Origin of the sequence: Paractinoplanes bogorensis (assembly GCF_018829635.1) — a bacterium.
GTDB classification, from domain to species: Bacteria; Actinomycetota; Actinomycetes; order Mycobacteriales; family Micromonosporaceae; genus Actinoplanes; species Actinoplanes bogorensis.
This window is the reverse complement of the sequence record NZ_JAHKKG010000001.1, coordinates 76,499-95,324: the sequence shown is the minus strand read 5'-3', so window position 1 is coordinate 95,324 and position 18,826 is coordinate 76,499. Positions and strand designations below refer to the sequence as shown.

Below are 18,826 nucleotides of genomic sequence, written 5' to 3'. Positions count from 1 at the left end.
TAGGGTGGGGGAATGGCCGTTCACCTGACTCGCATCTACACCCGCGCCGGCGACGGCGGGCAGACGCGCCTCGGCAACAACGAGGTCGCCGGCAAGACCGATCCGCGCATCGTGGCGTACGCGGACACCGACGAGTGCAACGCCGCTCTCGGAGTCGCCCTCGCCCTCGGTGACCTGCCCGAAGCCGTCCGGAAGGTGCTGACCGCCATCCAGAACGATCTCTTCGACGTCGGCGCCGATCTGTGCAACCCCGAGACGGAGAATCCGCCGTACCCGCCGCTGCGGATCACCGAGGAGTACGTGACCCGCCTCGAGGGCTGGTGCGACGAGTTCAACGACAAGCTGCCCGCTCTGGACAGCTTCATCCTGCCGGGCGGCACTCCCGGGGCGGCGTTGCTGCACGTCGCGCGCACCGTGGCCCGCCGAGCCGAGCGATCCACGTGGGCACTGCTTCAATCCGATCCTTCCCGTACGGGTGAGCTGCCCGCCAAATACCTCAACCGGCTCTCGGATCTGCTGTTCATCCTGTCCCGCACGGCCAACCCGGGCGGCGACGTGAAGTGGGTCCCCGGCGGCGGCACGGCCTGATGCTGCATCACGTCGAGCTCTGGGTCCCCGACCTGGCCGGCGCCCTGGGGCCGTGGGGCTGGCTGCTGGGCGAGCTGGGCTGGGAGCCGTACCAGGACTGGCCCGGCGGCCGCTCATGGCTGTGTAACGGCGTCTACCTGGTGCTGGAGCAGTCCCCTGCGCTCTCGGGCGACGTCCACGACCGTCTCGCGCCCGGGCTCAACCACCTCGCGTTCAACGCGGGCAGCCGCGAGTCGGTCGACCGCCTGACCGCCGCGTCGGCCGAGCACGGCTGGGCACTGCTCTTCCCCGACCGGCATCCGCGCGCCGGCGGCCCCGACTCCTACGCCGCCTACCTGGAGGACGCGTGGGGTTTCGAGGTCGAGCTGCAATCCGGATGACACGCTGTTCGAGAAGTGCCACCATCGAGACATGACCTCGCGCGCACTCGTTTTTGGCCGGCCCCCTCTGGCGGCCTGCTGACCTGCGCGTTCCTAGTCATGGCCGTCCCATCGGGGCGGCCATTTCTCGTTTCGGCCTCCCCTTTCCTCGTGAACGGAGAAGCCGATGTCCCTGTCCACCGATCTCGCCGTCCGTGACCTGACCGACCCCGCCCAGGGCCCGCACGCCATCCAGGCGATCGTCGCCGCCGTCCTCGATGCCGCCGCCATGCTCTATCCGGACGCTTCCTTGGTCGTCCACCGCGGCGACCGGATCGTCGACGTGGCCGACAACTACGACCGGCTCGGGTACAGCCCCGCCGCGGCGGCGCGCGACAGTCGGTACACCCGATATGTCGACGAGCGGCGGATGCTGCGCTCTCAGACATCCGCCCTCATCCCGGGCGCGCTGCGTGCACTGGTGCCCTCCGAGGCGCTCGTAGCGTGCCCAGGCATCGTCTACCGGCGCGATTCGATCGACCGCTTGCACACCGGCACCCCGCACCAGCTCGACCTGTGGTGGCTGGGGGACGGCGCGCGGGATCTGCCCAGCCTCGTCACGGCCGTAGTCGAGGCGGCGCTCCCCGGCGTGGAGTGGCGCACGACCCCGGCCACGCACCCGTACACGACCGACGGCCTGGAGATCGAGGCGCGAGTGGGGGACACCTGGGTCGAGATCGGCGAGTGTGGCGTGGCGGCCGCTCATGTCATCGGCCCCACCCGGCACGGGCTGGCCGTCGGCTTGGGCCTCGATCGCCTGCTCATGCTGCGCAAGGGCATCGACGACATCCGGCTGCTGCGCTCGACCGACCCACGCGTGTCCCGGCAGCTGATCGGCTTGGAGCCCTACCGCTCGGTCTCCACTCAACCAGCTGCCCGCCGAGATCTCTCCGTGGCGCAGCCGGCCGACGTGACCGCCGAGGACCTGGGCGACCGTGTCCGCGACTTGCTGGGCTCCGACGCCCACCTGGTCGAGGAGGTGGCGATCGAGTCGATCACACGGTCGTCCGAGCTCCCGCAGGCCTCCCGCGACCGGCTGGCCCTACGCGAGGACGAGGTGAACGTGCTGCTCCGAGTCGTCCTGCGCGACCTGCACCACGCCCTGCCCAAACAGCGCGCCAACGCCCTGCGCGACCGCCTGTACGAGGGCTTGATGGGCCTCAGGCCAGCAGCTCGCCGTCGATGACCGTCACGGCCCGGCCGGCCAGCAGCGTGCGATCCCCCCGCAACGACACCCGCACATAGCCACCTCGCGCCGACGCCTGATACCCCACCATCTCCGTGCGCCCGCCCAGCTTCGAAGACCAGAAGGGCGCCAGCGCCGTATGCGCACTCCCGGTCACCGGGTCTTCCGCCACGCCCGCCGCCGCCCCGAAGAAGCGGGACACGAAGTCGTAGTCGGCGTCCGGCGAGGCGGCCCGGGCCGTCACCACCACGCCCCGCTGCTCGTAGCCGGCCAACGTGGAAAGGTCCGGCGTCAGCTCGCGCACCGCCGCCTCGTCGGCCAGCTCCAGCAGCAGGTCGTCGGTGTTGGGCCCGGTGTGGTGCACCGACAAGGGCACCGCCCCCAGCACGTCGAGCAAAACCGGGTCGGGCGCCACCGGGCTGAGCGGCGCGGTCGGGAAGTCGAGCGTGTACGAACCGTCGTCGCTCGCGGTGGCGGTCAGCACGCCGCTGCGGGTCGCGAAGCTCACCGTGCCCGGCGCCCGCAGCACGTGGGCCGTGGCCAGCACGTGGGCCGTGGCCAGCGTGGCGTGCCCGCACAGCGCCACTTCGACGGCCGGCGTGAACCAGCGCAGCGCGTAATCGGCCGTCCCGTCGCTGAGCGGGTGGGCGAAGGCGGTCTCCGACAGGTTGACCTCGGCCGCGACCCGGCTCATCCACTCGAGGGACGGGAACTCGGGCCGGTCGAGCACGACCACCCCGGCCGGGTTGCCGGCGAACGGACGGTCGGTGAAGGCGTCGACGATTCGGATACGCATGATTCAAAAGCTAAGCGTTCCCGTACGCCGTGAGCGACAGCCAATCAGGAAAGCGCGGCTGGCTACTCGGCGGGCCGGATGGCGGGACGGGGCGCGACACTGCCCGGCGGCCCGGGCGGCGCGGCCTCGAGCCACGACAGGAAGCCGGTGACGGTCGACTCGGCCATGGCAATCTCGATCTCGTCGAGCGCGGTGGCGAGGCGGAGGATCACCCAGTGACCCGGCATGGTCAGCCGTTCGGGGCCCTCGGGACGCCGCTGCTCCTCGACCACGGTCGCGCCGCGGTCGAGGATGCGCTTGGGGCGGAAGGCGAAGCTGAACATGCGATGGATCCGCAGCGTGCCGCCGGCGAACTGACCGATGGCCGTGGACCAGCCACGACCCGGGACCAGCGTGCTGACGCGGATCTGGAGGCGGATCGTCCCGCCGCCGACCATGAGCAGCCGGCTGCGGAAGAAGACCGCGAAGAGGAGTACGAGCGCAGCGACGACGCAGATTCCGAAGACTTCCAGAATCCGCATCGCCGGCGTCAGTGGGTCTCGGGGGTGGCGGGCGTGGCGCTCTCGGCCAGGACCGTCACGCCGTCGGCGTCGATCGAGAGGAATCCGCCGGACACGTCGTAGGTCAGCTGCTCGCCGCCGGCGAGCTTGACCCGCACCTGGGACGGCTCCTTGAGCAGGCCGAGCAGTGGCGAGTGGCCGGGCAGCACACCGATCTCACCCTCGGTGGTGCGCGCGACGAGCATCTCGGCCTCGCCGGACCATACGCTTTCCTCGACCGCGACTACCTTGACGGGCAGCTGGTTGGCCACGCTGTCCTCCTGTTGAGCCTGCTTCATTACGGCCGGAACAGCCGAATGGGTGAAGTCTAAACGGCGCGCCCACCCGCTGTAGTAGGGGGTGTCCACTACCACACGGGTCAGGCGGCGTTGTTGTTGATGTACTCCGGGTTACGGAAGATGAAGTCCTGCACGCGATCTTCCCGTACGGACGCGAAGAAGTCTTCGGCACTCGGCGCCAGTTCCTCACCCCGGTAGTTGCCGTTGTTGATGATCGAGCTGCCCGGCAGCTTGATCAGCGTCATCTCGTCGGAGCGGATGTTCTTCATCGCGAACGCCCAGTCGACGATGTCGTGGCCGCCGCCGTCGAAGATCAGCGCCTTGCCGGCCGCCTTGAGCACCTTGTCGAGCTTGGCCGGGTTGGTCACCACGTCTCTGCCCAGCGCCTGCTTGGCCATCGCCTTGATGAACTGCTGCTGGTGCCGCTGGCGGTCGTAGTCGCCGCGGGGCAGGCCGTAGCGCTGCCGCACGTAGTCGAGCGCCTGCCAGGCCTGCAGGTGGTAGGTCCCCTTCTTGTATTCGGCCTGCGGGCCGTAGTAGGGGTGGGCGCAGGAGTTGTCGGCGCAGCGGGACAGGCGCGGGCGCGGCTTGCCGTTGGGCTGCAGGTGCTCCGACTTCACGTTCTGGTCGATCGTCATGGTGACGCCGCCCATGGCCTCCACGATCGCCTTGAAGCCGTTGAAGTTGATGATCGTGCCGGCGTCGAAGGTGGGGACGCCGGTGAGCTGCTGCACGGTCTTGGCCAGCAGCTCGAAGCCCTGCACGACGTCGTGCTTGCCGTTGCCGACCGAGCTGCCGAAGCCCATCGCCGCATTGATCTTGGTGCGGGTGCCCTTGAAACCGGTCTTCTCGAACGGCGGGATGTCGACCACCAGGTCGCGCGGGATCGAGAAGAGGTAGGCCTGCTTCATGTCGGCCGGGATGTGCGCCACGATGATCGAGTCGCTGAGCGGGGTCTGCTCGTCCGTCCGCGGGTCGATGCCGACCAGCAGGATGTTCAGCGGGCCCTTGATGTCCGAGGCGGGCTTGGCGGCGTTGGCGGCCGGAGCGCCGAGCAGGTTTCCGGTCTCGACGGCCCCCGCGTAGCGGGACACCAGCACCTGCTGGGCCACCAGGGTGCCACCGGCGACGACCATGAGGACGCACCCGAAGATCGCGCTGAGCCGCGCCCACAAGGGCGCGCGTCGTTTCCCGGACTTCGCCACTTGCTCCCCAATACTCCGTTCGGACGAACGACAAGAGTAACGAACCGAGGCGGCACAAATCACCACCGTCTTGGACAAATCGGGCGAACTTTTCCGTAGAAACGGCGAAGCCGCGCCTACCTTTACGGTCGGCGCGGCTTCGTTGACGCTGAGTGGGCGTCAGCCCTTCATCAGTTCGTGCGCGTTCTTCTCGAGGTCTTCGAGGCCACCGCACATGAAGAAGGCCTGCTCGGGGAAGTTGTCGTACTCGCCCTCGCTGATCTTCTTGAACGCCTCGATGGTCTCCTTCAGCGGGACCGTCGAGCCGGGGACGCCGGTGAACTGCTCGGCGGCGTACGTGTTCTGGGAGAGGAAGCGCTCGATGCGGCGAGCCCGCTGCACCGTGACCTTGTCCTCTTCCGAGAGCTCGTCCATACCGAGGATGGCGATGATGTCCTGCAGGTCCTTGTACTTCTGCAGGATTCGCTGCACCTCACGGGCGACCGCGTAGTGCTCGGCGCCGACGAACTCGGGCGCCAGGATCCGCGAGCTGGAGGCCAGCGGGTCCACGGCGGGGTAGATGCCCTTGTCGGAGATCGACCGCTCGAGGTTCGTGGTGGCGTCGAGGTGGGCGAACGTGGTGGCCGGCGCCGGGTCGGTGTAGTCGTCGGCGGGCACGTAGATCGCCTGGAGCGAGGTGATCGCCTTGCCCCGGACCGAGGTGATGCGCTCCTGGAGCTCACCCATCTCGTCGGCCAGCGTGGGCTGGTAACCCACGGCCGAGGGCATGCGGCCAAGCAGGGTGGAGACCTCGGAACCGGCCTGGGTGAACCGGAAGATGTTGTCGATGAAGAGCAGCACCTCCTGGTTCTGGACGTCCCGGAAGTACTCCGCCATGGTCAGCGCGGACAGGGCGACCCGCAGGCGGGTGCCCGGCGGCTCGTCCATCTGGCCGAAGACGAGGGCGGTCTTGTCGAGAACGCCACCCTCCTCCATCTCCAGGATGAGGTCGTTGCCCTCACGGGTGCGCTCACCGACGCCGGCGAACACCGACGTACCACCGAAGTTACGGGCAACGCGGATGATCATCTCCTGGATGAGCACCGTCTTGCCCACGCCCGCGCCGCCGAACAGGCCGATCTTGCCACCGCGCACGTACGGCGCGAGCAGGTCGAGCACCTTGATGCCGGTCTCCAGCATCTCGGTCTTGGGCTCGAGGTCGGCGAACGCCGGGGGCTTGCGGTGGATCGCCCAGCGCTCCTGGATGTCCAGGGTCGACGGGTCGACGTTGAGCACCTCGCCGAGGGCGTTGAACACGTGGCCCTTGGTCACGTCACCGACGGGCACCGAGATCGGCGAGCCGGTGTCGGAGACCTCGGCGCCACGGATCAGGCCGTCGGTCGGCTGCATCGAGATGGCGCGGACGATGTTGTCACCCAGGTGCTGGGCGACCTCGAGCGTCAGCGTCTTGGTGCCCTCGGAGAGGGTCACCGACACGTGCAGCGCGTTGAAGATGTCGGGCATGGCGTCACGGGGGAACTCGGCGTCGACGACCGGGCCGATGACCCGGACGACGCGGCCGACACCGGTCTCCGCCTTGGTGGGCTCAGCAACAGCAGTCATCACATATCACTTCCTGCCGAGGACAGCGCCTCGACGCCGCCGACGATCTCACTGATTTCCTGGGTGATCGCAGCCTGCCGCGCGGAGTTCATCTCGCGCGTGTACCGCTTGAGCAGGTCGTCCGCGTTGTCCGACGCGCTCTTCATCGCCCGCCGCCGGGAGGCCGACTCGCTCGCCGCCGAGGACAGCAACGCCGCGTAGATCCGCGTGTTGAGGTACTTCGGCAGCAGCGCGTCGAGCAACTCGTCGGCGTCCGGCTCGAACTCGTAGGCCGGCCGCAGTCCGGGCTCGACCTCGCGCTCCTCGACCTGCATCGGGGCCAGGAAGTGCGCCTCGGCGGTCTGCGTCATCAGCGACTTGAACTGCGTGCTGACGATGTGCAGCTCGTCGACGCCCTTGATCCCGTCCGGACCGTAGGTCGTGTCGGTGTCGTCCGCGCCGGCGACGAACGCCTCCAGCAGGGCGTCACCGATCGTCTTGGCGTCGGAGAACGACGGCCGCTCGGAGAAGCCCGTCCAGCTGGCCTCGATCGGCCGGCCGCGGAACCGGTAGTAGCCGACGCCCTTGCGGCCGACGACGTACAGAACCGGGTCCTTGCCGTCCGCCTTGAGACGCTCGATCAGCTGCTCGGCGGTGCGGATGGCGTTGGCGTTGTAGGCGCCGGCCAGGCCGCGGTCGCTGGTGATGAGCAGGACACCCGCCCGCCGGACCCGCTCGCGCGGGACCAGCAGGGGGTTGTCGATCGAGGCGTTGGACGCCAGGGCGGTCAGGACCTGGGTGATCGCCTCCGCGTACGGCTTGGAAGCGGCCACCCGCTCCTGCGCCTTGGCGATGCGGCTGGTGGCGACCAGCTCCTGCGCCTTCGCGATCTTCTTGGTCGACTTGACGGTGCGGATGCGCCGCCGAAGTGCCTGTACCTGACCGGCCATGACTACTTGGCTTCCGTCGAGCGGGGAACCTCGCGGGTCACCGTCTCACGGGTCTGCGAGCCCTCGGCCAGCGGCTCGGCCGGGTTCTCGTTGACCGCCGAACCGGTCTCGCCGCGCTTGAAGAGCTCCTTGAACTCGGTCACGCCGCTCTTCAGGTTCTCGACGTCGTCGTCCGACAGCAGGCCGGTCGAGTCGATCGCGGTGTAGGTGTCGCTGCGGTGCCGCTTGACCCAGCCCAGGAAGTCCTGCTCGAAGCGGCGCACGTCGGCGACCGGGATGTCGTCGAGCTGGCCGGTGGTGCCGGCCCAGATCACGATGACCTCTTCGACGACCGAGTACGGCGAGTACTGCGGCTGCTTGAGCAGCTCGACCAGGCGGACGCCCTTTTCCAGCTGGGCGCGGGACGCCTTGTCCAGGTCGGAGGCGAAGGCCGAGAACGCCTCCAGCTCACGGAACTGGGCCAGGTCGAGGCGCAGACGGCCGGAGACCGAGCGCATCGCCTTGACCTGCGCCGAACCGCCGACCCGGGACACCGAGGTGCCGACGTTGATCGCCGGGCGGACACCCGAGGCGAACAGGTCGGTCTCGAGGAAGATCTGGCCGTCGGTGATCGAGATGACGTTCGTCGGGATGTAGGCCGAGATGTCGTTGGCCTTCGTCTCGATGATCGGCAGACCGGTCATCGAGCCCGCACCCAGCTCGTCGGAGAGCTTGGCGCAGCGCTCGAGCAGACGGGAGTGCAGGTAGAAGACGTCGCCCGGGTAGGCCTCGCGGCCCGGCGGACGGCGCAGCAGCAGCGACACGGCGCGGTAGGCCTCGGCCTGCTTGGTCAGGTCGTCGAAGACGATCAGGACGTGCTTGCCGTTGTACATCCAGTGCTGGCCGATGGCCGAGCCGGTGTACGGCGCGATGTACTTGAAGCCGGCCGGGTCGGACGCCGGAGCCGCGACAATCGTCGTGTACTCGAGAGCGCCCTGCTCCTCCAGCGTGCCGCGGATCGAGGCGATGGTGGTCGCCTTCTGACCGATGGCCACGTAGATGCAGCGGACCTGCTTCTGCGGGTCGCCCGACTCCCAGTTGGCGCGCTGGTTGATGATCGTGTCGAGCGCGACCGTGGTCTTACCGGTCTTGCGGTCGCCGATGATCAGCTGGCGCTGGCCGCGGCCGATCGGCGTCATGGCGTCGATCGCCTTGATGCCGGTCTGCAGCGGCTGCTTCACCGGCTGCCGCGCCATGACGTTCGGCGCCTGCAGCTCGAGCTCGCGGAAGCCCTCGTTGGCGATCTCGCCCCGGTCGTCGATCGGGTTACCCAGCGCGTCGACGACGCGGCCCAGGTAGGCGTCGCCGACCGGAACCGAGAGGACGCGGCCGGTCCGCTTGACCTGCTGACCCTCTTCGATGCCGGCGAAGTCGCCCAGGACGACGGCGCCGATCTCGCGGACGTCGAGGTTCAGGGCGACGCCCAGCGTGCCGTCCTCGAATTCGAGCAGTTCGTTCGCCATCGCCGAGGGCAGGCCCTCGACGTGCGCGATACCGTCGCCCGCATCGGAGACGATGCCGACCTCTTCGCGGGTGACCTCATTGGTAGCGGACGAGACGTAGCGCTCTAGCGCCCCCCGGATCTCATCCGAGGAGATGGTCAGCTCGGCCATCCTCTGCCTTCTCTGTCTAGCTCGGGACGTTCCCGCCACCGAGGGGCCTGCTCGATCCGCGTTGCCGCCGGACCGAGGGGAAAAACTATTTCGCGAAAGCCTGCTTGGCGGCGTTGAGCCGGCGCAGGATCGTGCCGTCGTAGAGGTCGGAGCCGACCCGGACACTGACGCCGCCGATGATCGCGGGATCGACGTCGACCTTCAGCGAGACCGATCGACCGTAGATGTCGGACAACTTGGCAGCCAGCGCCTGCTCGTCGGCGTCGGAGAGCGGCTTGGCGACCGTCACGTACGCGACCTCACGGTCACGCTTGGCGGCGGTCAGCTCCACCAACCGGGTCAGCGACGCCTCGAAGCCACGCCCCCCGAAACCCTCGACGGCGATCTCGGCGAGCCGCACCGTGGCCGGCTGGGCCTTGCCCTTGAGCAAGTCCGTCACCAGCTTAACCCGGCGTTCGATCGGCGCACCTGGATCGCTCAGCGTGGTCGCGAGCTGGCCGTTGCCCGAGACGATCTGCCCGAAGCGGAACAGCTCGTCCTCGACGTCGGCCAGCTTGTCGTCCTTGGCCGCCGCGTCCAGCAGCGCGTCGGCGCCCAGGCGCTCGGTGCTGTCGAGCAGCTCCGAGGGCCGGGAGAACCGGCCCGCGACCAGGGTCGCGAGCGTGTCGAGGACGACCTCGGACACCTTGCCGGACAGCAGCGAGCGCACCAGCCCGCCCCGGTCGGCGCCGGAGCGCGACGGGTCGGTCAGCGCCCGGCGGAGCCGCGGCTGCGCCCGGAGCAGACCGGCCACCGACAGGATCTCGTCGGCGGCCGTAGCGACCTGCGCGGCCGTGGCCGTGGCGGTGCCGGCGGCGAACTTCGCGCTCGCCTCGGCCTGCGCCTGCTGGCTGACGGTCGACGCCATCAGCGCCGCCCGCCCGCCGAGCCGGCCGGGCCGAGCTCGTTGATGAAGCGCTCGACGGTGCCCCGGCTGCGCGCCTCGTCGGCGAGGCTCTCGCCGACGATCTTGCTGGCCAGGTCGACCGCGAGCGATCCGACCTCGGAGCGGAGCTCACGCACGATGCTCTCGCGCTGCACGGCGAGCTGCTCGCCGCCGGCCGCGATGATGCGGTCCGACTCCTCGCGGGCCTTGGCCAGGATGTCCTGGCGGATGCCCTCGGCGTCGGCCCGGGCCTCGTCGCGGATGCGCGCGGCCTCGGTGCGAGCTTCGGCCAGCTGCGCCTTGTACTGCTCGAGCAGCTGGTTGGCCTCGGCCTGAGCGGCCTCGGCGCGCTTGATGCCGCCCTCGATCGCGTCCACCCGCGCCGCGAAGGTCTTCTCCATCATCGGGAAGACGAACTTCATCAGCACGAAGCACAGGATGCTGAACGCGATCAGGCCGAGAACGACCTCCTGCCAGAGCGGGATGATCGGGTTGTGAGTCGTCTCGCCGGCCTCGGCCGCAACGGTCAGAACTTCGGTGATCATGGACACCTCCCAACGAGGAGTACGGGAGTGACTAGCCGGCCCAGATGAAGCCGAACGCGATGCCCAGCAGGGCGAGCGCCTCGATAACGGCGAAGCCGATCCACACGTACGGGAGGGTCAGACGCGACGACTCCGGCTGGCGGGCGGTCGACTGGATGTAGGCCGAGAAGACCAGACCCACGCCAATGCCGGGGCCGATGGCGGCAAGGCCGTAACCGATGGCAGCGGTGCTACCGACAACTTCGGCGAGAAGCATTTCAGGATCCTCCTGGTATCTCGCGTGACGTTCACGCGGGACGACAAACGGGGTGATGCGGGGTGTTGCGTGAAACTCAGTGCTCGTCGGCGAGCGCGCCCTGGACGTAGCTCGCGGTGAGCACCGTGAAGACGTAGGCCTGGAGGCAGATGACCAGGAACTCCAGGAAGGTGAGGGCGATGGTCATCGCCCACGAGACGAGCGAGAACGGCAGGAACCAGGCGTTGGCGTTCAGCATCGCGAAGCCGCCCAGCGTGAACACCAGCAGCAGCATGTGGCCGGCGAACATGTTGGCGAACAGACGGACGGCGAGCGAGAACGGCCGCACCAGGAACGTCGAGAAGAACTCGATCGGAATCAGCAGCGGGAGAATGAACCACGGCGCCGGCGGAATGAGCGCGTGCTTGAAGTACTTCAGGCCGCCGTGGTGCTTCATGCCGATGTAGATGAACATCACGTAGCTGATGACCGCGAGAACGGCCGGGAACGCGATGTGCGAGTTCGGCGAGATCTGCGCGATCGGGACGATGGCCCAGAGGTTCATCAAGAAGATGAAGACGAACAGCGTGGTCAGGTACGGCGCGAAATTGATACCGCGTTTGCCGAGCATGTCGATCGCGATGTTGTTGCGCACGAAGCCGTACATCGACTCGGCGATCCACTGCTTCTTGGTCGGCACGAGCTGCGGCTTCCGGTACGAGACCAGGAAGAAGATGATGATGATGGCCACCGAGATCCACAGCAGCGCCGTGATCTTCGTCAACCAGACCGAGTGTTCGCCCCACGGCAGGATGCTGGGCAGGTAGAAGTCCTCGACCTTCGGCGGGAACGGAACTTCCGCTGCGAGAACAGTCGACTGACCGGTCACCGTAGCCCTTTCCTGTCAGGCGCCGAGACGGCGCACGATGAGGTAGACACCGCCGCCGATACCAACGACAGCGCCGATGCCGGCGAAGATGCCCTTGGTGCCGAGCCAGTGATCAACCAGCCAACCGATCGCTCCCCACACCAACATGCCCGAGATGAGGTAAGCGACCGCCGTCATTCCCATGCCCGTGTCGGGCGGGGGCTGGTCGTCACCGCTGGGGTTTCTGGGAGGTTCTTGACCGGTCATGACGGCCCGAACGATATCAGCAGGAAACACGAGGCTAAGCGGGACCCCCCGCACAACCGCAGTTGTCCAGGCGTCAGGGGTCTCGCAACTGGAAGGACACGGTACTCCCCCTTCGCCATAACCGGACAACACACAACCGTTCACGTCACCGTTTCGTGGTCAACAAACCACGAATGAGGCGCTGACGAGGCGAAACGGCTGTAAGAAGATCAGTTCGGGCGACTCACCTTGTGAAACCACCACGCCTGGACGGCGGTCCACACGACCACGCCGGCGACGATTCCGTAGCCCAGAGCGTTCTTACCGGGCCACGTCGTCGACACGCCATAGGACAGCACGACACCGAGTGCTCCGTACTTCAAAACATAGGTAAAAAGGGCGAGAGGCATCAGAAGCGCCGGGCGTACGGTGTCGGCCCACGCGATGACCAGAGTCGACATCGTGAAGCTGACGGTCACGATCATCACGCCGGCGGCCGCGCCGAGCGCCGAGGACGGCCCGCCGGTGACGAACCCGATGGACGCGGCGAAGAGCAGCAGGGCGGCCGAGACCGCGCTCAGGAACGGCAGGTGCGCCACCCGCCAGCGCGGATCGGCGGGCAACGGAGGCAGGTCGGGCAGGGGGCGATCGTCCTCATCGGCCTGCTCGGCCGCCTGCTGCCGCTGGAACTCCAGCGCGCGCTGTCGTTCGAGCTCGAACTCGTCGAGTTCCGTGGTCAAGCCAGCACCTCCTGCCGCCCGTACGCGGGGAACCGGCGCACCAGGCCGGCCACCTCGTCCGCGGCGTCGGCCAGGCGGGAGGCTCCCGCCGCCGTGTCGGGGTCGCTGCGCACCGCCAGGCCGATCAGGCCGGCGATCTGGCGCATCTCGCCCTCCCGCATCCCCTGGGTGGTCACGCCGGGCGATCCCACCCGGATGCCGGAGGCCACCGCGGGTCGCTCCGGATCGTACGGGATGGCGTTCTTGTTCAACGTGATGCGGGCCAGGTCACACCTCGCCTCGGCGTCCCGGCCGGAGACGCCGAGCTCGCGCAGATCGGCCAGCGCGAGGTGGGTGTCGGTGCCGCCCGCGACCGGTCGCATGCCCTCGGCGGCCAGTCCCGCGGCCAGCGCCTGCGCGTTGCGGACGACCTGCCGGGCGTACGTGCGGAAGGCCGGCATCGACGCCTCGCGCAACGCCACCGCCTTGGCCGCGATGACGTGCATCATCGGGCCGCCCTGGCTGAACGGGAACACCGCCTTGTCGATGCGCTGGGCCAGCTCGGCCCGGCACAGGATCATGCCGCCGCGGGGGCCGCGCAGCACCTTGTGGGTGGTGCAGGTGACCACGTCGGCGTAGGGCACCGGCGACGGGACGGCCTGCCCGGCGACCAGGCCGATGAAGTGCGCGGCGTCGACCACCAGATAGGCACCGGCCTCGTCGGCGATCTCGCGGAACTTGGCGAAGTCGATCAGACGCGGGTACGCGGTGGCCCCGCAGATGATCATCTTGGGGCGATGGGCCAGCGCGAGGTCGCGGACCTCGTCGTAGTCGATCTGCTCGGTGTCGGGGCAGACCCGGTAGCCGATCGGATGGAACCACTTGCCGCTGAAGTTGACCCGGCTGCCGTGGGTGAGATGCCCGCCGTGCGGCAGCTCCATGGCCAGCACGGCATCGCCCGGTTCGGCCAGGGCCGCGTACGCCGCCAGGTTGGCCGCCGCCCCCGAGTGCGGCTGGACGTTGGCGTGCTCGGCCCCGAACAGCTCCCGGGCCCGCTCGACGGCCAGCCGCTCGGCCCGGTCGGCCTGGGCGCACCCGCCGTAGTAACGCTCACCCGGATAGCCCTCGGCGTACTTGTCGGCCAGCGTCGAACCCAGCGCGGCCAGCACGGCCGGTGAGGTGAAGTTCTCGCTGGCGATCAGCTGCAGGCCGGAGCGCTGCCGGTCCAGCTCGGCCAGGAGGACGCCCGCGATCTCCGGATCGCCCGCCTCGAGCGCGGCGAAATCCGGCCCCCAGAAGGTGTCCACGTGCCCTCCCCCAGTGAGCAGCGCTACCGGTTTCGAGCATATGGCCTATCCAGGCCTTTTACCGGGCACAGTCGATTTATGCGAGCCGGGAGTCAGGCGGCGGCGCGGCTCAGGCGGTCCCGTACGGCCAGCCAGTCCTCGGTCGACGGCGGCTCCTGCACCAGGATCGTCGCGACTCCGGCGTCGTCCAGGCGGTGCAGGGCGGCGTAGAGGTCGGCCGCGTACTCGCGCGGGTCGGCCGAGAGAACCTCGGCCCCGTCGACCCCGGAGTTCTCGTACGTGAGCACGCCCACCGAACTGGACAGACCGGTCTGGTCGATCTCCTGGACGAGCAGGACCTTCGCGCGTGGCGCGTAGTGGCGGCGGCTCATCCCCGGGGACGGGCGGGCCACACCGTCGGCCGGGCCGCCATCGGACAGACCGATCTGTCCGGCCACGTCGCGCAGCGTCCGTAGCGGCAGCGCGCCCGGCCGCAGCAGGCGCGGGACCGGACCGGTCACATCGAGCACCGTCGACTCGATGCCCCACGACGCCGGTCCGCCGTCGAGCACCAGCGGCACGTCGGGCAGGCTGCGCACCACGTGCTCGGCCGTGGTCGGCGAGATGCCCTCGGACCGGTTGGCGCTGGGCGCGGCCAGCGGCAGCTCCGACGCCTCGAGCAGCCGCAGAGCGACCTCGTGGGCCGGGACCCGGATCGCGATCGTGTCGTTGCTCGCCCCCACCCCGGCGAGGTGCCGGGCCCGCGGCACGACCAGGGTCAGCGGGCCGGGCCAGAACCGGGCGGCGAACTCGTCGGCCAGGTCGGGCCACGACTCGGCCAGCCCGCGGGCCGCCTCGACGCCGGCCACGTGCACGATCAGCGGGTTCCAGGACGGCCGGTTCTTCAGCCGGTAGATCTCGGCGACCGCCTTCTCGGAGAACGCGTTCGCGCCCAGCCCGTAGACGGTCTCGGTGGGAAAGGCGACCACCGAGTCGGCCCGCAGCACCTCGACGGCGCGGCGCAGGCCCTCGGCATCGGGTCGGACGACCGTCACGGGAGGAGCAGGGTGGCGAACGGGACCGTGGTGTCCTCGATCTCGTCACCGATGCGCTGGAACGTCTGGTCGCCGCGGCCCCACGGGTCGTCGAGGTCGTCGGCCGGCAGCGGCGGGTTGTCGCCCCGCAGCCGGTGCACCGCCTCGACGATGGCCACGCCCCGGGCGTAGACGTCGCCGGTGGGCAGCGTGCCCGCGTCGAGCGAACCCAGCAGCCGGCCGAACTCGCCGGTGACGAACGTGCGCGCGGCCGCCTCGGGACGCAGCGCGATGACGTAGTCGTACTGGTCGGCGGTCGCCGTGAGCACCAGATCGGCCTCGTCGATGAAGTCGCCGCGCAGCTTGCGGGCCTCGAAGCCCTTGTCGGAGCCGCCGCGGGCCCGCACCTGGCGGGCCGCCGGCGGGTTCATCTCCTCGCCCTCGTGCCACCCGCCCGTGCCGGCGCTGACACTGCGGACGAGCTGGTCACCGGAGTCGCCCGCACGGTCGCGGACGGCCCGGGCCAGCAGGCGCTCGGCCATCGGCGACCGGCAGATGTTTCCCATGCACACGTGCAGGACGGTGAAGGGCGCCACTCAGGCCTCCGCCGCGACGATGTCCGGCACGACATCCTTCAGTTTCTCGAACGGGATGGCCCCGGCCCGCAGCACCTGCGGCACCTCGCCGGTCACGTCGATGATCGTGCTGGGCGCCGGATCGTGCGCCGCACCGGCCTCGAGATAGACGCGGACCGCGTATTCGAGCTGATCGCGGGCGGCCTCGGCGGTCAGCGGCGCGGGCTGCCCGACCTTGTTGGCGGTGGTGACCGCCATCGGGCCGACCTCGCGCAGCACCTCGAGCGCCACCGGGTGCAGCGGCATGCGGACGGCCACCCGGCCCCCGGTGTCGCCCAGATCCCACTGCAGGCTCGGCGAGTGCTCGACATAGAGCGTCAGCGCACCCGGCCAGAAGGCGTCGGCCAGCTCACGCGCCGCCTTGGGCAGCGAATAGACCAGGCCGTCGAGGGTGTGCCGGGACCCGACCAGCACCGGCGGCGGAATCTGATTGGTGACGCTGCGCGCATGGTGCAGCGAGGTGATCGCGTGCGGGGTGAACGCGTCGGCCCCGACGCCGTAGACCGTGTCGGTCGGCATGACGACCAGCTCACCGCTCTTGACCGCCTCGACCGCGGCGGCGATGCCGCGATCCCGGTCCGCGGTCGTACGGCAGTCGTAGAGCATCACACCGTGCAGTCTGCCATGCGATCCGGAATATCGATCAGGTGCGCCTTGCCGTCGCGTATCGCGGGCGTCCGGTCAGGTCGGCGTGCGCGGTCACCTCGGTGAACCGCCCGTCCGCCCGCAGCAACTCCGGAACGGCTTCCCCATGTACGTCGTCATGCTCGATACCCACCACACCACCGGTCCTGAGCAGCGCCGCGGCCAGCGCGATGACCGGCCGGATCACGGTGAGCCCGTCGTCGCCGCCGAAGACCGCCTCGTCCGGATCGTGCTCGCTGACCTCGGGCGGCACCGGCGTGCCGACCGGCACGTAGGGCGGATTGCAGAGCAGGACGTCGACCTCGAGCCCGGCCAGCAGCCCCGGATCGGTCACGTCGCCCTCGACCACCTCGACCACCGGAAAAGCAGCGGCATTGCGGCGCAGATAGGACAGCGCGGCCGGCGACCGCTCGACCGCGATCACCCGGCCCGGCGCGGCCTCGTCGGCCACCGACAGCGCGATCGCGCCGGAGCCGCTGCACAGATCGACGACCGTCGCACCGGGCGCGGTGTGCTCGACGCCCCAGCCGGCGAGCAGTTCCGTCTCGGGTCGTGGGACGAAGACGCCGTCGCCGACCTGAAGTTCGAGATAGCGGAAGGCCGCCGTGCCGAGCAGGTGCTGCAACGGGATCCGCCGGGCGCGCTCGGCCACGAGCCCGGTGAAACGACTCAGCTCGCCGGCCCGCAACGAGTCCACCACGAGCAACCGCCCACGTGGGATGCCCAGCACGTACGCGGCCAGCAGTTCGGCGTCCACCCGCGGCGATTCGACCCCGGCCGCCGAGAGATCGGCGACCGCCGTTGCCAGCGCCCGGCTCAGGGGTGTCCGTACCGTTGCCTGGGAGGTGTCTTCGGAGTCCGTATCCACGGCATAATCTTCAAACGTCACGCGCGACGCCGATCGGCCGGGTCGGTACGCAGACGCGCGACAGCGGTGGGAGGCGCCTGGTGAGTTGGTTGGACCAGCTCGCGGAACACGTCGAGGAACTGCGCCGTGCCGGTCGGCTGCAACAGAACGGCCGCTCGGCCGAGGCGTTGCCGATCCTCGACGCGGTGCTCGCCGTGGCCGCCGATCCGACCACCCGCGCCTACGCGTTGGTCCAGCGCTTCGGTGCGCTGATCAACCTGGGCCGGATAGCCGAGCTGGCCACCGCGATGACGCTGGCCGAAAACGCCGTCCGCGAGATCCCCGACGCCTACCTGCGCGGCCAGATGCACGCGTTCGCGGCCCTCGGCGCCCACCTCGAGCGCAATTTGGACCGTGGCGTCACCCACCTGGTGCAGGCGTCCCGGGCCCTGGCCGCGGTGCGCGAGAACGACTCCGAGACGGCGTGGGGCTGGCACGACCTCGCGATGGCCTACTCCTATCTCGGTTTCCACGGTCACGCGCTGACCGCGATCGAACAGGCCCGCCAGGTCGGCGCGGCCGTCGGGCTGGCCTCCGAGATCTTCGCCGCCCCGGGCATCCGGTTGCGTAACGCGGTCTCGCTCGACCACCAGGGCGACACCGACGGCTGCCTGCGCGTGCTGCGCGACATCGACGCCGAACTGACCCGCTACGTCGCGATCGGCGCCGACCAGATGCGCCCCGGCAGCCGGGCCGCCTACGGCTACTCACTGGCCCGCCGGGCCGCGCTGGGCGAAGAGACCGAGGCCGACGCGGCGAGCTGGCTGACCGGCGGCGGCGACAGCGTGCGCACCCGCGACCTGCAGCATCTCGGCCACGTCTGCCTGGCCATGGCGGCCGGTCGGCCCGCCCAGGCACTGTCCATGCTGGACTCGGTGCCGGTGTCGGCCGAGATTCTCGGTGCGGCCGAGCCGGCCCGGTTGCGCAGCATCTGTCACGCCGCCGCGGGCGACCACGCGGCCGCGCACGCCGCCGACCGGCACGCGTTCCGCCTGGCCGCCCAGCGGATCGACCGGCTGCGCGACGGCTATCTCGACGGGGTCGCGGCCCGGCTCGACGCCCAGGAGACCCAGCGCGATCCCAGCCGCTACGGCGACGAGACGCTGACCGACCCGCTGACCGGGCTGCCCAACCGCCGCCAGCTCGAACGCTATGTCGCGCAGATGCTGGCCCGGGGCGAGCGGGCGGCGATCGGGGTCTGCGACCTGATCGGGTTCACCGAGGTCAACGCCCGGCACGGCCGGCACTGCGGCGATCTGGTGCTGCAACGGATAGCCGGTGTACTGAACCGGGTGATGCGCCGGGGCGACTTCGTGGCCCGGTTCGCCGGCGACGAGTTCGTGGTCGTGCTGCCGGGCGCGGGCACGGCCCAGGCGGCCGAGGTGTCGCGCCGGATCACCGCCGCCACCAACGCCGAGAACTGGCAGATCCTGGTGCCGGGCACGCCGATCAGCCTGGCCGCGGGCTGGTCCGAGGTGGGCACCAACGGGCGGACACTCAGCGCCGCGCTCGCCGCCGCGGCCGCGAGCCGGTTGCCGACCCGGCCGCTCTCCGAAATGACCTAGT

At 69.7% G+C, this 18,826-nt stretch carries 22 protein-coding genes; 4 read left to right on the top strand and 18 right to left on the bottom strand.

Annotated elements, in window-relative coordinates:
- Nucleotides 1–12 precede the first annotated feature (12 nt).
- The 3 genes from KOI35_RS00495 (at nucleotide 13) to srmL (ending at nucleotide 2,193) form a co-directional block, all read left to right on the top strand.
- Nucleotides 13–588: a cob(I)yrinic acid a,c-diamide adenosyltransferase gene (locus KOI35_RS00495; RefSeq protein WP_215783977.1), complete on the top strand. Its 576-nt coding sequence runs from the start codon at nucleotides 13–15 to the stop codon at nucleotides 586–588.
- Entirely contained in the window at nucleotides 588–968 is a 381-nt protein-coding gene (locus KOI35_RS00490) for a VOC family protein (RefSeq protein WP_215783976.1), read from the top strand. The genes KOI35_RS00495 and KOI35_RS00490 overlap by 1 nt, the downstream gene beginning before the upstream one ends.
- Before the next feature lie 166 nt (nucleotides 969–1,134).
- The gene (srmL, locus tag KOI35_RS00485) at nucleotides 1,135–2,193 is read left to right on the top strand and encodes a PheS-related mystery ligase SrmL (protein ID WP_215783975.1); all 1,059 of its coding nucleotides are present in this window, start codon (nucleotides 1,135–1,137) and stop codon (nucleotides 2,191–2,193) included.
- Here srmL and KOI35_RS00480 read toward each other — a convergent pair.
- The 18 genes from KOI35_RS00480 to prmC all read right to left on the bottom strand — a co-directional run bounded on the left by KOI35_RS00480 (nucleotide 2,168) and on the right by prmC (nucleotide 17,221).
- Nucleotides 2,168–2,989 (bottom strand): PhzF family phenazine biosynthesis protein, encoded by an 822-nt coding sequence (locus KOI35_RS00480; RefSeq protein WP_215783974.1) that lies wholly within the window; start codon nucleotides 2,987–2,989, stop codon nucleotides 2,168–2,170. The two genes, srmL and KOI35_RS00480, sit on opposite strands and share 26 nt — an antisense overlap.
- Before the next feature lie 62 nt (nucleotides 2,990–3,051).
- Nucleotides 3,052–3,510: a DUF2550 domain-containing protein gene (locus KOI35_RS00475; RefSeq protein WP_215783973.1), complete on the bottom strand. Its 459-nt coding sequence runs from the start codon at nucleotides 3,508–3,510 to the stop codon at nucleotides 3,052–3,054.
- An 8-nt stretch (nucleotides 3,511–3,518) separates the two neighbouring features.
- Nucleotides 3,519–3,800: a F0F1 ATP synthase subunit epsilon gene (locus tag KOI35_RS00470; protein ID WP_203771829.1), complete on the bottom strand. Its 282-nt coding sequence runs from the start codon at nucleotides 3,798–3,800 to the stop codon at nucleotides 3,519–3,521.
- Nucleotides 3,801–3,907: 107 nt separating this feature from the next.
- The gene (locus tag KOI35_RS00465) at nucleotides 3,908–5,032 is read right to left on the bottom strand and encodes an LCP family protein (protein WP_438870573.1); all 1,125 of its coding nucleotides are present in this window, start codon (nucleotides 5,030–5,032) and stop codon (nucleotides 3,908–3,910) included.
- A 159-nt stretch (nucleotides 5,033–5,191) separates the two neighbouring features.
- A complete protein-coding gene (atpD, locus tag KOI35_RS00460) occupies nucleotides 5,192–6,634 on the bottom strand; it encodes a F0F1 ATP synthase subunit beta (protein WP_215783971.1) in 1,443 nt (480 codons plus the stop codon).
- Nucleotides 6,634–7,563: a F0F1 ATP synthase subunit gamma gene (locus KOI35_RS00455; RefSeq protein ID WP_215783970.1), complete on the bottom strand. Its 930-nt coding sequence runs from the start codon at nucleotides 7,561–7,563 to the stop codon at nucleotides 6,634–6,636. The genes atpD and KOI35_RS00455 overlap by 1 nt, the downstream gene beginning before the upstream one ends.
- Before the next feature lie 2 nt (nucleotides 7,564–7,565).
- Nucleotides 7,566–9,215: a F0F1 ATP synthase subunit alpha gene (gene atpA / locus KOI35_RS00450; RefSeq protein ID WP_215783969.1), complete on the bottom strand. Its 1,650-nt coding sequence runs from the start codon at nucleotides 9,213–9,215 to the stop codon at nucleotides 7,566–7,568.
- Between the two features lie 85 nt (nucleotides 9,216–9,300).
- The gene (locus KOI35_RS00445; RefSeq protein ID WP_215783968.1) at nucleotides 9,301–10,122 is read right to left on the bottom strand and encodes a F0F1 ATP synthase subunit delta; all 822 of its coding nucleotides are present in this window, start codon (nucleotides 10,120–10,122) and stop codon (nucleotides 9,301–9,303) included.
- Entirely contained in the window at nucleotides 10,122–10,685 is a 564-nt protein-coding gene (locus tag KOI35_RS00440) for a F0F1 ATP synthase subunit B (RefSeq protein WP_215783967.1), read from the bottom strand. Before KOI35_RS00440 ends, KOI35_RS00445 begins: the two co-directional genes overlap by 1 nt.
- A gap of 31 nt (nucleotides 10,686–10,716) precedes the next feature.
- Nucleotides 10,717–10,941: an ATP synthase F0 subunit C gene (locus tag KOI35_RS00435; RefSeq protein ID WP_184955244.1), complete on the bottom strand. Its 225-nt coding sequence runs from the start codon at nucleotides 10,939–10,941 to the stop codon at nucleotides 10,717–10,719.
- 76 nt (nucleotides 10,942–11,017) lie between these two features.
- The gene (gene atpB, locus KOI35_RS00430; protein ID WP_215783966.1) at nucleotides 11,018–11,809 is read right to left on the bottom strand and encodes a F0F1 ATP synthase subunit A; all 792 of its coding nucleotides are present in this window, start codon (nucleotides 11,807–11,809) and stop codon (nucleotides 11,018–11,020) included.
- A gap of 15 nt (nucleotides 11,810–11,824) precedes the next feature.
- Entirely contained in the window at nucleotides 11,825–12,055 is a 231-nt protein-coding gene (locus KOI35_RS00425; protein ID WP_184955242.1) for an AtpZ/AtpI family protein, read from the bottom strand.
- Nucleotides 12,056–12,264: 209 nt separating this feature from the next.
- Complete coding sequence (locus tag KOI35_RS00420) at nucleotides 12,265–12,774, bottom strand: hypothetical protein (RefSeq protein ID WP_308120700.1); 510 nt, start codon at nucleotides 12,772–12,774, stop codon at nucleotides 12,265–12,267.
- Nucleotides 12,771–14,060 carry a serine hydroxymethyltransferase gene (gene glyA / locus KOI35_RS00415; protein ID WP_215783965.1) on the bottom strand — a complete coding sequence of 430 codons (1,290 nt, stop codon included), beginning with the start codon at nucleotides 14,058–14,060 and terminating at the stop codon, nucleotides 12,771–12,773. Before glyA ends, KOI35_RS00420 begins: the two co-directional genes overlap by 4 nt.
- A gap of 92 nt (nucleotides 14,061–14,152) precedes the next feature.
- Complete coding sequence (locus KOI35_RS48700; RefSeq protein ID WP_215783964.1) at nucleotides 14,153–15,094, bottom strand: L-threonylcarbamoyladenylate synthase; 942 nt, start codon at nucleotides 15,092–15,094, stop codon at nucleotides 14,153–14,155.
- Nucleotides 15,091–15,669, bottom strand: coding sequence for an arsenate reductase/protein-tyrosine-phosphatase family protein (locus tag KOI35_RS00405; protein WP_215783963.1), 579 nt, complete (start codon nucleotides 15,667–15,669; stop codon nucleotides 15,091–15,093). Before KOI35_RS00405 ends, KOI35_RS48700 begins: the two co-directional genes overlap by 4 nt.
- Complete coding sequence (locus KOI35_RS00400) at nucleotides 15,670–16,314, bottom strand: L-threonylcarbamoyladenylate synthase (RefSeq protein ID WP_215784723.1); 645 nt, start codon at nucleotides 16,312–16,314, stop codon at nucleotides 15,670–15,672.
- Between the two features lie 37 nt (nucleotides 16,315–16,351).
- A complete protein-coding gene (gene prmC, locus KOI35_RS00395) occupies nucleotides 16,352–17,221 on the bottom strand; it encodes a peptide chain release factor N(5)-glutamine methyltransferase (RefSeq protein WP_215783962.1) in 870 nt (289 codons plus the stop codon).
- 80 nt (nucleotides 17,222–17,301) lie between these two features.
- Here prmC and KOI35_RS00390 point away from each other — a divergent pair, with 80 nt between their 5' ends.
- Nucleotides 17,302–18,825 (top strand): GGDEF domain-containing protein, encoded by a 1,524-nt coding sequence (locus tag KOI35_RS00390; protein WP_215783961.1) that lies wholly within the window; start codon nucleotides 17,302–17,304, stop codon nucleotides 18,823–18,825.
- Nucleotide 18,826 lies beyond the last annotated feature (1 nt).

Bases quoted from the DNA above. Each gene is read 5' to 3' on its own strand.
- srmL (WP_215783975.1), top strand. From the start codon at position 1,135: ATGTCCCTGTCCACCGATCTCGCCGTCCGTGACCTGACCGACCCCGCC.
- KOI35_RS00455 (WP_215783970.1), bottom strand. From the start codon at position 7,563: ATGGCCGGTCAGGTACAGGCACTTCGGCGGCGCATCCGCACCGTCAAG.
- KOI35_RS00495 (WP_215783977.1), top strand. From the start codon at position 13: ATGGCCGTTCACCTGACTCGCATCTACACCCGCGCCGGCGACGGCGGG.
- KOI35_RS00435 (WP_184955244.1), bottom strand. From the start codon at position 10,941: ATGCTTCTCGCCGAAGTTGTCGGTAGCACCGCTGCCATCGGTTACGGC.
- KOI35_RS00445 (WP_215783968.1), bottom strand. From the start codon at position 10,122: ATGGCGTCGACCGTCAGCCAGCAGGCGCAGGCCGAGGCGAGCGCGAAG.
- KOI35_RS00425 (WP_184955242.1), bottom strand. From the start codon at position 12,055: ATGACCGGTCAAGAACCTCCCAGAAACCCCAGCGGTGACGACCAGCCC.
- KOI35_RS00480 (WP_215783974.1), bottom strand. From the start codon at position 2,989: ATGCGTATCCGAATCGTCGACGCCTTCACCGACCGTCCGTTCGCCGGC.
- KOI35_RS00440 (WP_215783967.1), bottom strand. From the start codon at position 10,685: ATGATCACCGAAGTTCTGACCGTTGCGGCCGAGGCCGGCGAGACGACT.
- KOI35_RS00490 (WP_215783976.1), top strand. From the start codon at position 588: ATGCTGCATCACGTCGAGCTCTGGGTCCCCGACCTGGCCGGCGCCCTG.
- KOI35_RS00400 (WP_215784723.1), bottom strand. From the start codon at position 16,314: ATGCTCTACGACTGCCGTACGACCGCGGACCGGGATCGCGGCATCGCC.
- atpD (WP_215783971.1), bottom strand. From the start codon at position 6,634: ATGACTGCTGTTGCTGAGCCCACCAAGGCGGAGACCGGTGTCGGCCGC.
- KOI35_RS00475 (WP_215783973.1), bottom strand. From the start codon at position 3,510: ATGCGGATTCTGGAAGTCTTCGGAATCTGCGTCGTCGCTGCGCTCGTA.
- atpA (WP_215783969.1), bottom strand. From the start codon at position 9,215: ATGGCCGAGCTGACCATCTCCTCGGATGAGATCCGGGGGGCGCTAGAG.